The organism is Vibrio sp. PSi01 (assembly GCF_054960695.1).
Genome location: NZ_JBHNYN010000002.1, coordinates 298699 through 310952 on the forward strand (window position 1 = coordinate 298699; position 12254 = coordinate 310952).

12 protein-coding genes are annotated in these 12254 nt (G+C 42.4%); 3 read left to right on the forward strand and 9 right to left on the reverse strand.

Annotation, left to right across the window (positions count from 1 at the left end; genetic code table 11):
- Positions 1-13 precede the first annotated feature (13 nt).
- The 7 genes from ACFI6G_RS04470 to ACFI6G_RS04500 form a co-directional block, all read right to left on the reverse strand.
- The gene (locus ACFI6G_RS04470; protein ID WP_016797865.1) at positions 14-883 is read right to left on the reverse strand and encodes a hypothetical protein; all 870 of its coding nucleotides are present in this window, start codon (positions 881-883) and stop codon (positions 14-16) included.
- Positions 852-3290, reverse strand: a complete 2439-nt coding sequence (locus ACFI6G_RS04475) for a fimbria/pilus outer membrane usher protein (protein WP_102416625.1) — start codon at positions 3288-3290, stop codon at positions 852-854. Before ACFI6G_RS04475 ends, ACFI6G_RS04470 begins: the two co-directional genes overlap by 32 nt.
- 43 nt (positions 3291-3333) lie before the next feature.
- Complete coding sequence (locus tag ACFI6G_RS04480) at positions 3334-4008, reverse strand: fimbria/pilus periplasmic chaperone (protein ID WP_010431845.1); 675 nt, start codon at positions 4006-4008, stop codon at positions 3334-3336.
- A 52-nt stretch (positions 4009-4060) separates the two neighbouring features.
- Positions 4061-4732 (reverse strand): hypothetical protein, encoded by a 672-nt coding sequence (locus tag ACFI6G_RS04485; RefSeq protein ID WP_010431836.1) that lies wholly within the window; start codon positions 4730-4732, stop codon positions 4061-4063.
- A gap of 122 nt (positions 4733-4854) precedes the next feature.
- On the reverse strand, positions 4855-5499 hold the full coding sequence (locus ACFI6G_RS04490) for a response regulator transcription factor (RefSeq protein WP_010431833.1): 645 nt from the start codon (positions 5497-5499) through the stop codon (positions 4855-4857).
- A gap of 31 nt (positions 5500-5530) precedes the next feature.
- Positions 5531-6289, reverse strand: a complete 759-nt coding sequence (locus ACFI6G_RS04495) for a helix-turn-helix transcriptional regulator (RefSeq protein ID WP_010431830.1) — start codon at positions 6287-6289, stop codon at positions 5531-5533.
- A gap of 387 nt (positions 6290-6676) precedes the next feature.
- Positions 6677-7861, reverse strand: a complete 1185-nt coding sequence (locus ACFI6G_RS04500; protein WP_010431827.1) for an MFS transporter — start codon at positions 7859-7861, stop codon at positions 6677-6679.
- Positions 7862-8142: 281 nt separating this feature from the next.
- Between ACFI6G_RS04500 and ACFI6G_RS04505 the strand changes: the two genes are divergently transcribed.
- On the forward strand, positions 8143-9024 hold the full coding sequence (locus ACFI6G_RS04505; RefSeq protein WP_010431824.1) for a LysR family transcriptional regulator: 882 nt from the start codon (positions 8143-8145) through the stop codon (positions 9022-9024).
- A gap of 126 nt (positions 9025-9150) precedes the next feature.
- Here ACFI6G_RS04505 and ACFI6G_RS04510 read toward each other — a convergent pair whose 3' ends face one another.
- Together ACFI6G_RS04510 and ACFI6G_RS04515 are read right to left on the reverse strand one after the other, a co-directional pair.
- A complete protein-coding gene (locus ACFI6G_RS04510; protein ID WP_016767356.1) occupies positions 9151-9441 on the reverse strand; it encodes a putative quinol monooxygenase in 291 nt (96 codons plus the stop codon).
- A gap of 206 nt (positions 9442-9647) precedes the next feature.
- Positions 9648-10145, reverse strand: a complete 498-nt coding sequence (locus ACFI6G_RS04515) for a hypothetical protein (protein WP_016767357.1) — start codon at positions 10143-10145, stop codon at positions 9648-9650.
- Between the two features lie 93 nt (positions 10146-10238).
- Between ACFI6G_RS04515 and ACFI6G_RS04520 the strand changes: the two genes are divergently transcribed.
- Positions 10239-10517 carry a transcriptional regulator gene (locus tag ACFI6G_RS04520; RefSeq protein ID WP_462710151.1) on the forward strand — a complete coding sequence of 93 codons (279 nt, stop codon included), beginning with the start codon at positions 10239-10241 and terminating at the stop codon, positions 10515-10517.
- A gap of 137 nt (positions 10518-10654) precedes the next feature.
- A complete protein-coding gene (locus tag ACFI6G_RS04525; protein WP_010431804.1) occupies positions 10655-12187 on the forward strand; it encodes a phospholipase D family protein in 1533 nt (510 codons plus the stop codon).
- Positions 12188-12254 lie beyond the last annotated feature (67 nt).

Sequence of the window (12254 nt, forward strand, 5' to 3'; positions counted from 1 at the left end):
TCACAGCGCTACTTCAGAAAATAGGATCTATTGCTTTTACTTGGATATATAATTCATCGCGGTAACTTCCCGCTCGTGACAGGTTGGTGTTGTCAGTGATCGAGAGTAAAAAAGGAATGGTGTGCTGGCCGCGATTATAGTTTTTTATGGGAGTCATGCGGTGCAATCTGGACACTTCTATCCCATTCACGGTCAGTTGATAGGTAATCGTCCAATCCGGGTTCTGGGTATTGATCAGTTTGCCGTGTCGAGATTTAACCCAAAGCTCTGTCAGAGAATTAGAACGGATCATAAAATCTGCTTGATAACGCTTACCACTATGAAGTTCACCGAGTTGCCAACTGTATCCTGTTGCTGAGCGGTGAATGTTGCTTCCATGGCCAGACCAATCAAAAGTAACGAAAGACTTTATCTTGTAAGTTGCGGTACTTGTTAGTGTTGATACAGGGTTGTCTTCATACTTGAGCTTGGCAATAAAAGGCACAGTGTATTTTGCAGCGTAGTTAATTTTTGCTCTCGGATCGACCAAGTAAAAACGGACCGGAGAATTGTATTTTGCGTATAGCAAGTACTCTCGCTCTTTGGGATCATAAGTAAGCATTGTTTGGCTTTGGTTGACGAAATAAGGTCCATTTTTGTCCAACGTATTGAGAATTTTTAGTCGAACCGACCTTAATGAACATTCGCCGCTTTGAGAGCGTAGCTTTTTGAGCTCGTATTGAATTTTCGCAAATCCCGATTTATCAAACTCAATCGGACCATTGTTAAGTTGGGTTAAGCTCCATACTCCGTTGCAACTCTGTGCTAGTAATGGTGAAGGCAGCCAGAGAATGCATAATGTGAGCAGCCAATTAGTTTTTTTCATTGGAGTTACTTTGAACATTGTTTGCTCCTTGTTCTAGTTGAATATCAGAAAGTCTCAACAGGTTATCGTCTGATTCAGGGATGCTGATGATCCCCGTTGCGTTGGAGTTGATCGTTTCGATTCGATAATCACCGCTGCCTATTCCTTCAATAACGAATCTTCCGCCTTTGTTGGTGAAGAATGGATAAGATGTGTCATCGAGATCGGTTAAATAGCCTTGAGTTAACGCAAGCGGTTGACCGTTAGCTAATAGTAATTTGCCTATTATGGTTTTAGATTTATTGGACCCAACGGTGATGAGATGACTGGTATAAGCGCCTGGGGTGATGTTGTACAGATAATTGCCGATGTCATAACCAACAGGTGCGTTTGGCGCATCTACAGTAAAGCTCTGAGTGATGTGGGCTGTAGAGAGGCTGATAGCATTGGGGTAACCTTGCTGAGAAATCGCTTCTGCGTACGCGTCTTCATCGCTGTTTATTAGGGCGTCCGACTCTAAACTTTCATGAACTTGCACCACAGCCGCCGCACCATATATTGGGCGTGACCAAGAGAGATTGCTGTCACTAATTGTGAATGCTGTACTGGGTCTAAACGAGGTGACCACGGTGTCTTCGGTACTGTTCGAGTTGTAATAATTGATGTCTCCATCATATCGAACCCGGTTGCCTATGTAGTCACCACGTAATTGATACTGTCCTTGATTCGATTCGACATCAGCAGATAGAGAATAGCCATATTGGCCAACTTGATTTTTACTCGGCTTACTAAAGCTTGCTCGTAAGATCTCAGTATCGCTGGCGTATCCGGCATCTGCGGTGTATTGCCCGTCATCAGAACTCCATGTCCAATCAACAGATACAATACCCTCTGTGTTCGAAATGCCCTCATTTGGGTCTTCTTCATGAGTAACACCTAAACCGACCACTACATTGGAGTAAGACCAAGACGTTGAGGCTTCTGCACTCCATTCCGTATCGTAACCACTCTGCTTATCAAGGTTATATGAGAGCGATAAGTAAACATCATCGGTAATGCCTAAGGTATAGCTGACTGCTGCTGAATGGCCTGTCGTTCCTTCTTCCGTCCAAGGTTGATAGGAATAGGTATCGTAAGATTCAAGCGCGATACGTAAGTTGGGGGCGCTGTAATTGTTTTGATCCCAGAGCGAGGCGGCATAATCGATGCTTGCGATATAACCGGTTTCATCATATTCACTCGACTGGCTGCCTGATAGTCGAAAGCCAATATTACCGATGGGGGTGCCAAAAGTGGAGATCCCCCCTAGTATGAATCCATCTTTATGATAAAAGCCATTCAACCCAAGCGTTAAGTATTCGGTTAAGCCATAGTCATAATAGGCACTGGTGATTAAGCTTTCGGTATCGTACCTATAGTGACTGTCTTTTATTTCTGAAGGAGCACCCAAATACACGCCAAAGTCGGATATTCCCTCTTTGAGCAGTTTAGAGTTGTAGAATACGCTGTAGAGAATGGAGTCTCGTCTTCCCGATTGATATTCAATATCTAAACGAACGTCATTACTACCTGAAGACAGTGGCAAGTTATCGAGCATATAACGTCCAGGTGGAAGTCGAAACTCTGTCACGTAGGAACCATTAATGTACAGTTCGATGTCGGCAGACTCTTCAAGCACTAAGGCTTGAGTGCCTCCTACCTGAATACTGCGATTCGGTTGTAATGCTGAGTAATTACGTTCAAACCCGATTCCGCCAAATTGTTGGCTAGGTAGGTGGCCTGAAGTACTGTTAACTTGGTCGCCAAAAGTGACTCGATAAGGGGTTTCTGCACGGTCGATAAAGGCCGATATATCGCCACGATAAAAAGTTTGTTCCTCACTGGTGCCATCATCAAAATAGCCTGACAGTTTATAGTTAACTCCCCGCGCACCAGCAAAGTTTCCTGTGGAGATCCACTCTATATTCCACTTTTGTTCTTCATTTTGAGTCTCAACTCCTCGTGTATCAGATAGGCCAAAGTTAAAGTTATTGATGTTGGTGAAAAAGGCTGATGTGGAATAAATAGGAGGAGAGTAAGGTGCGCTGAAACTTAGCGCTTGCTCTTTTCGTGCATCTTGAACGAAAGATAATGAGATAGACATGTCAGAGGATGAAAAGGAGAGCAACACACCCCACTCTTTCAATGTTTCCACTGAAATAAAGGTATCTTTGTACGAAGATAATTTACCTGATACTTCACTTGTAAGCGCTGAACCAATCAGTGTATTCAGTTGAATGGTATGAACCTTGGAGATCGTTTTACCATCAGAGAACGCATCAATATCGCCCACTGTTGAGCCTAAATAGTTGATTGGGAATGGAAATAACCAATCCGCGGAATAGGCGTGAGGTTGGGCTAGCAAGCATAGATAGACGCACAGAAGAACTGTGTAATATCGGCTCATGTTACCTCCCAATAAAGCTCGTGTAGAAGCAGGTGGTTCAGTGTTAATTATTTTGTTTTATGGCAATACCAGTGACTTTTTTGAATTCGTTTGGAATAGGATAATAAGCGGTGGCACCAGGCATTAAGTAACCACTTGTCTTAGTGTCAATCTGGCTCCACGGTAGGTCTTTTTTCTCGCCGTTAGTTTGAAGTTCGAATACGGAATGAAGCAAGTTCACTAGAACTTGGCTTGTGTTTTCTACCACTATGTTTCTATCTTTAATCGAGGACTTCATAGTGGGCTTTATTGAGTTCGGAGATACAAAAGCTAAGGTCGAAAAACTAAGCAGTGTTCTTATTTTACTGTCACTATCTTCAGGCCCTTCGACTTCTAGTTCGTTGAATTCAATGCGGTACAGTTTGGTCATTGTGAGAGTATCGCTAGGGATATAGCGCACCCGAATCTTTTGAGAACTTTGTGGGTCTACCATTATTTGAGGAGGCAAAATGAGAAAACTGTCTTCATTAAGTGTTAGTACCTCTCCGGTTTCATCGTAACTTACGTCATACACTACAACTTCAATTGGGAGTGAACGGTCTTGAGGGTTATTGATCGTATAGCTTGAGAGAGCCTTTCCTCCAAATTCGTTCATTTCTTGATACATAGGGGTAATTTCGTAGCTGAAAGCGACGGCGTGGAAGAGTAGCAGACTGATAAATAAAGTAATGTTTTTCATAAAACCCTTCCTTGGTAAAATGAGCCCACGTTTGTGGGCTCTAATTTATGAGCTAAAATCCACACATGTGGTGACAAGTTTTCGCTTGGAGTTTCACATACACTGTAGAGCGATAATTACCGGCCCTTGCTAAAGCTGCACCCTCTGTTGTGATACTAAGAGGAACTTCTGCAATTCTTGCTTTTTGGTGTTCACCACTCCATTTAACTTGGAAGTTACCTGTCGTATGACCAAACAAACCATCACTTGCATTGCTTGTATCGAAAATGTCGGTTTGATTTGCTTGTAATGTGTAATCGATACGTTCTTTACCAATGGCCATGCCGAAACGAGTCATTTTGAAAGGTGTGGCAGTCATATCGACTTCCATTGATTTCCCGTAGTTACACCAGGCACGAAGACTTGCAATTGGTTTACTGGCTGTTAGCCCTGAGACCAAATTTTTGCTATCTGCCAGCATGTTCGTTAGGTGGATATCACCATTAACAAACTCTCCGGCTTGTGCTGATTTCAAGTTGAGCACACAACGTTGTGGAATCGTGCCTTCCATGCGAATGTGTGCGCCATCAGTGTTCGTTGCATTGGTCAGAAGAGCATTGGTTGCTCCTCCAAATTGAACCACATTAGCTTCTAACTTGGTTCCACCTGGACCACCACCAACAGCGAAACTATTTACACTGAACATCACACCGGCTACTGCTACCGCTAATATTAATTTTTTCATAATTATTCCCTCATTACTCTTGTTATTCCCGACAACAAATACATAGTAATTAGGATTTAAAAAATACACCTCGCAACGAGGGGTGATATATTGAATAAATAAGTATGAAAAGAGTGCTAATTTTAAACGGTTAATTCATGAGCTTTAGCAAATAGTTCATGTCGAGAATGTACATTCAACTTGGACATCACATTGTAAGCGTGTGTTTTTACTGTGTTTATACTGACATTTGTGTCGTTTGCTATTTGTATGTTTGAAAAACCTTGAATCATTAATTCAAAGACTCTTTGCTCTTTCTTTGTTAAAAAAAACTTTGATGTTACTTTTTCTGTGATGGAATAGGATTTCTTAGAAACGCTACTGATACAAAGGTCAATAATAAAGCTTTCCATAATATGTCTAGGGAACCAAAGCTCTCCCTCTTGAACAGATTTAATGGCTTTTGGAATAAATTCAAAATGATTCACTTCTATTTGGCCAAAAAAGCCAAATTTTAGGTAATCGTAACAAGCGCTGCATTTAATATTGATGGCGATCCACTTATCTTTTCTATTGATAATTGAAACACCACACTTGTCTGGCATCGGTATCGTACTTCTGTCTAAAAGCACAACGCCTTTATACTCAGGGTCAAGTTCAGAATAAGATTCGATAACTTGAAATTGATTGAGTGGGAAAGAAAGTTTCAATAAATCTCTGATCACTCGCGACAAGGTGTTGCTGCGAGTGATCAAGCATGTGTAAGGTGCTGGTCGATTATTTTGCATACTTTGAGCCTTCCTTGGCGGCAGAAGCGAATTAGGTGTAAGCAGAGCGTATTGGTGGGCTGATGAGCCACTGCCCTTGTCCAAATCGAGAGATCAGTTGGTTTTGGTTTTTACATTGTGTTTTGTGCAGGATACTCTTGATCTGACTGCGAACCGTTTCTTTTGATACATCACGGGTTTGTGCGATCTCAGTACCGTTCAATCCTTTAGTCAGTAGATCAAGCACATCAAGTTCTGACTTAGTCAAAGACGGGCTCGTGTTGGCCGTTTTTGGCTCAGAATATTTACGCCAATGTGAGACCATAGTACGGTGGGCGACCCATGAATTTGCCCAAGCGATGGCAATGTCACATATTGATTTTAACTGGCGTAATTCATCAATCCGGAGTTCATCGACACTATGAAACATTATTGATATTCCATGTTCGTAAAGTAGATTTTCAGAAATACTATAGAAATTCAGATAATCTTGGGCGACAGGGAGCTTGTCATGACCCAATATTCTATTGTCCATTATGTCATCTAGCTTGTGATGAATTTTTCCTTTACGGCTCTTTGAAATCAACATGAGATAATCATCTAGATTGTCTGTGATTACCTCTGTCAGCGAGACTCCATCTGACAAACCATCAATATATTTGAAGGCTGGGAAGTCTGGTTTTGATGAGATAACTAATGTGACATGCTCAATTCCAAGTGTAGTTAATCCATTTCTTATCGCTTCTTCGAATTCAGACGGGGATTTATTAAGTCCATTTTCTAGTGGAATCTTCAATTCTGATATCTGCATAACTCAATCCATTTAACCTATTGCAAGCGATAACTCGAATATATTTTGGTGCTTCATTTGAGTTTATCTAAGGTTGATATTAGTCATTAAATGATAGGTTTATCATCACCCAATTGGGTGAAGTAATCCACAAACAATCCACTTTTTATAATAATGGATGCTTATTGAGCAATTAATTGATTTGAATCAATATTAGAAGGGCGATATGGAAGGGTATTTAAATTCAAAAAAAGATTCATAATAAATTATTACTCAAATTATAATTAATAATCTCTTAATTTAATTCAATCGAGGATGTGTTATTTATGTTGTTCGATTCTTATTTGCGATAAGACAAGATAGAAAATAGCAACGATGTAAGATTTCATCGTTGCTATTTGGTTAGAGTTATTGGTTCGTCGCTTGGAATGCTGGTTTTTTATTGTCTAGAGCACCACTAATTCGGGTCAACACTAGCGCGATTAAGACAATCATAGCCCCAATCCAAGGTGTGTTCATTAATCCAGATTTTGCGACAATCAAACCACCTCCCCATGAGCCTAATGCAATACCTACGTTGAAAGCTGCAATGTTGAGCCCTGATGCCACATCGACTGCGTCAGGTGTGTATTTCTCAGCCAGTTTCACTACATAAACCTGTAGTCCCGGAACGTTACCGAAAGCAAATGCACCCCACACAAGTATGGTTGCGACCGATGCATAAGGGTTTACCGCGGTAAAGTTGAAGATTACCAGTACTGACGCTAAGCCAGAGAATATAACGGTCAGTGCTTTTATTGGGCCCATTTTGTCGGCCATCTTACCGCCCCAGATGTTACCAACCGCGACTGATACACCGTAAACGAGCATGATTAAACTGATAGAACTTGAATCAAACCCTGATACGTTTTCTAGTATTGGAGCGAGAAAGGTAAAGGCTGTGAATGTACCGCCGTAACCGAGTGCTGTGATGGCGTAAACCAACAGTAATCTAGGCTGAGTTAGAACCTTTAATTGCGTTGAAATCTTAGCGGTTGGCGGTTGTTTAAGGTTGTTTGGAACTAAGAAGGCGCTTCCAATAAGGGCTACCAGGCCAAGAATAGCAACGATCAAGAAGGTCGCTTGCCAACCAAAAGTTTGGCCGATGTAGGTGCCCAGTGGTACACCGGTTACCAATGCAACAGTTAAACCCGTAAACATGATCGCAATGGCACTGGCTGCTTTATCTTTTGAAACTAAACCGGTCGCGATGGTTGATCCAATCGAGAAGAACACACCATGGGCAAGGCCTGTCAAAATACGAGCAGCGATCAATGTGTTGTAGCCTGGTGCTTGCCATGCCAGTAAGTTGCCGACGACAAACAAGGCCATCACGCCTAGCAGTACCAGCTTACGGTTCCATTTTCCGGTCAACGCCGTTAATACTGGCGCGCCAATGGCAACACCAAGTGCATATAAACTGACTAATAGGCCTGCTGATGGCAAAGATACATTCAAGTCGCTCGCCATCGTGGGGATCAAACCCACGATGACAAATTCTGTGGTTCCGATGGCAAAGGCGCTGAGCGTCAATGCAAATAGTGCTAGTGGCATAATCATCTCTCTGACTGTTCTGTGTTGATTATTGAGCGCGATAACATGGGGCAGCTTGCTACTGCGATAAGAGCGCTTCGTCTGATGGCGGGGATTATCTAGTAAAATATATTTGTTAAAAATGTCATCATTAACAAATAACCTTTGTGTTATTTGCAATAATTAGAGAGTTAGCCGATCATTGGATTAAGTTAATAAGATCGAAAAGACACAGATGATTTGAGCTGTGATGAGCACAAACGAGAGGACATTAAACAACATGAAAGTAGTGAAGGAGCATCATGCTAACCCGTTCAGATGATTTAGAAATGGTACTCACCGTCGTCGATGCTGGTGGCTTTTCTGCGGCGGCAGAGGCGTTGGATGTACAGGTTGCCAAGGTGTCTCGTTCGGTGAGTAAGGTTGAGTCGCAACTCGGCGTCTCAATATTCAACCGAACAACGAGACGAGTGGAATTGACAGAGGAAGGGCGGCAGTTTGTTGATTCAGTAAGGTTGGGGTTACAGGTGATCCAGAGCGCAGAAGAAGAAATTGTGTCGCGCGGTGAGTTGCCAAAAGGTCGTTTAAGAGTTGATGCCGCCAGTCCATTCGTATTCCATCAGCTAGTGCCTTTGGTGCAGTCATTTAAAGAGGCTTACCCAGATATTGAATTGGAACTCACTTCCAACGAGGGCTTCGTTGATCTTCTGGAAAAGAGAACTGATGTTGCGATTCGAATCGGTAAGTTGTCCGATTCAACACTGCACGCCCGTCCGTTAGGGAAAAGTTTGCTTCATATTGTAGCGTCGCCTGATTATCTCGCTAAGCGTGGGTTGCCCACCAAACCTGAAGATTTGAGTTCGCATCAAGTTGTGGGATTTGCAGGAAACAAAGTGCTTAATCACTGGCCTTTGCCAAACCAAAGTTATATCCCGCCTACTGTAACAGCCAGTAATGGTGAAATCGTGCGTCAACTGGCATTAGCTGGAAATGGGATTGCTTGTTTATCGGGTTTTATGGTGCAGGACGATATAGCAGCAGGGCGCCTAGTCCCTATTTTGGAGCAAGACAAACTTGCCAACACAGATCGAGAGCGAGTGAATGCGGTTTACTATAAGTCGTCATCCGTCTCTAAGCGTATCTCGGCGTTTATTGATTTTATACAGCCAAGGTTAAAGCTCTAACTAAGGCTGATTGACGACGATATACGCTTAAATGAAAAAGCCCCGCTGACGTGCAGCGGGGCTTTTAAATCAAAATCAATTGATTGTAAGCGTGTTATCCAGTAGCAGATAACTTGGAATCAGTATTTAAGCGATTTTAGTCATTTCATTGAGCGTGAATGACGCAACACAACCTTCCGTTGCTGCCATGTACTCAGCAAGATGGGCATTACCCATGTGCTGTTGCCACAGTTCACGAGACGTCCAGTTTTCATAGAAAGTGAAATGCGCTGGGTTTTCATTGTCTTGGTGAAGGTCGTAGTTGATGCAACCTTCTTCCGTACGAGTTATATCAATCAGTTTTAATAGCTCGGCTTTAACCAATTCGATTTTGTCTTCGTTAGCGACGATGTTTGCGACGATAGTTAGTTGAGTCATGTTCGTACCTATATTACTTTTCACCGAAATGGTGAGTTGTCTGTGTTTACAGCGCCACTCTTTGTTCATTGAGCTACAGTCTGTATCGATGGATAAATAATAGTAGGAATATTTGAAACGATAAACAGCGCCACATTTGAATTATTTTCAAAAATAAATTGATAATAACCTGGGGTTATGTGCTACCAGGCGTAGGTAAAAAGTGTTTAAAAACCGCCCGCCCACGCATCAAAGTCATCAATGTTGTCGAGCTCTTCCTTGGTTCTTGGGGCTGGGTAATATGGCAGAGCCAATCTTTGAGCGGAAGGTTGCAGTTCCCAATCGGGCGTAATCTTGAGTCGTGTTAACTCATCGTTGAGGCGCACAAACATATAGTAACCATCGCTATGAGTATTGGCGTAACTTGCGACTGTAGCGATATCACCGGAAGGTAATTTTACGTCTCGACCCAGTGGATAGAGTTGGTGCAATGCGAAACTCACTTTGGGATCTTCAAGCTTGCCTTGCTTAAAGCGTTCTAATCCGATGGCGGTTGAAGTGGTGCGCGGCTTCCACCCCGTGAGGAATAATCCACTTAAGTTATCTTGGAACGGCTTACCCTTACGATTACCTTCGTTGCTAATGAATTGAACCGTTAGTGTATCTCCAGATTCATTTAGAATTTCTAAAAATTGTTCGCCTGTTCGATCGACTAAAAGCTTCATGAGATCCAGATACCATTAAGGATGAAATATGATAAAGGGTACTACTTTAGGGGAGGCTTGTGTAGGGACGATAAACGTTATGTAGCGTGAACAATGTTTCCGGTGTTGAATGAGTATCGAGGGTTGTTAGAAACCTTATTGACAATGAAACCTCTTGGTCCTGTAGAAGTGTTTAGCGAACGTTTTGAAGCAGTAGTACACCCTTTAAATCTGACCTCAGAGCAAACTGAAAATGCGCTCCATTTGCTAGTGGACTATTTGCATGGCTACGCTTTAGCACTGAACTGTAATCAAGACAGAACTGAAATTACCGTCGAAATGGTCGAAAAACCACTAGGCTTATACTGTTTAGGGCTGACTCATTTGAAGTGATTTGTTGCTTTAATTGCTGGGCTTTCAATTTATCCTTGATAATTACCTATAAATTTCAGGTAATAGCAGCAATAATCAATAGGTAAATAGGAATGGCTGCGCACCCTGAAAGCCATCGTTGAAAGGAAGTTCAATACATGCCCGTGCTCCAACGCATTAGTTTAACCCTAATTTTAATTGCTATTCTAGGTGGGTGCTCTTCTCTCCCTGAAGGCATTGATCATCCAACAGAACCGCAAACCTTCCCCTCATCCAGTGTCTTGTCGGTCTTAGCTGCGGATTATCAACCTGAGTCTGTTGAGCAAGGAACGACGGCCGTTAGCTTACAAGAATCTGGCTGGGATGCGCTAGCTCAGCGATTGGCACTGGTTGAATCGGCTGAACATACCATCGATATTCAATACTACATTTGGAATTCTGATGAATCGGGTAGCTACCTAGCCAGTCGTTTGTTAGCCGCTGCTGACCGTGGTGTTAAAGTTCGAGTGATGCTTGATGATATTAACCTCAATGAACGTGAAGGTTTGTTATCGGCATTGGATGCGCATCCTAACATTGAGATTCGCATCTTTAATCCAACGCCAACACGTCGTGGCTTCAGCAAATGGTTGAGTTTTTTGGGGGACTTTTCTCGGTTAAACCGTCGCATGCATAACAAGTCGTTTACTGTAGATAGCACTTTGTCTGTCGTTGGTGGGCGTAATATCGGCGATGAATATTTTGACCTCTCTGACGAAATCAATTTTCGAGATCGCGACGTGATGGTCATGGGCTCTGTGGTAACCACTATCCAAGCGAGTTTTATTGAGTATTGGAATAGCCGTTGGTCTTACCCTGTTGATATGTTAGGTGGTGAAGAACAGCCTGATATTTCATTGATGAACGACATCGCTGCTCCGCATTATCTGAACTACCCTAAATTGCCAGAAGACGGTAAATCGAGCACTGAATTGTTAAAAAGTGTCTTGAGTCAAATGACTTGGGTCAATGCCCGTTTTGTTTACGATCCCCCAGTCCCTATCGACTCAGATGATACTAATTTACCTAAAGCAACGGCTGTGTTACTTGCGGATCTAGCACGTAAGTCTGAACACGAAATCTTGCTAGAGTCTGCCTACCTAGTGTTTGATGATGGACAACTTGATGAGTGGCAATCTCTGAGTAGCAACAACGTTGAAATAAAGGCGCTTACCAATTCTATGGCGTCTAATGATCTGGTGACTAATCATTCTGCTTATGCGGGTCGCCGCTACGACATGTTAGATCATGGTATCGACCTGTTTGAGCTAAAACCAGAATCTAATCTTTGTGAAGCATCTACCCAAGATGTGTCTAAATGTGCTCCGGAGACGGCCTATGGCTTACATGCTAAATCGGTAGTATTTGACCGTAGTATTGCGAGCATTGGATCATTTAACTTCAATTTGCGCTCTACGTATCTCAACACGGAATCGGTTTTAATCATCGAAAATAAAGTCATTGCCGAAAAACTAGCAGAAACCATTGAACAAGCAATGAATGAAGATAATAGCTGGCGCCTAGAACTGGAAGACGGTGATGTGTATTGGTATTCCGGTGAGCAAAGTTGGGACAGCGAACCTGAGACAGGTAAGTGGGAAAGAATGCAATCCGGTTTTCTACAATTGCTACCGATTGAGAAATATCTGTAGCAAAACCAGTACCGTATAAACAAAAAAATGTCAGCGTATATTGCGCTGACATTTTTTATTGTGCTTT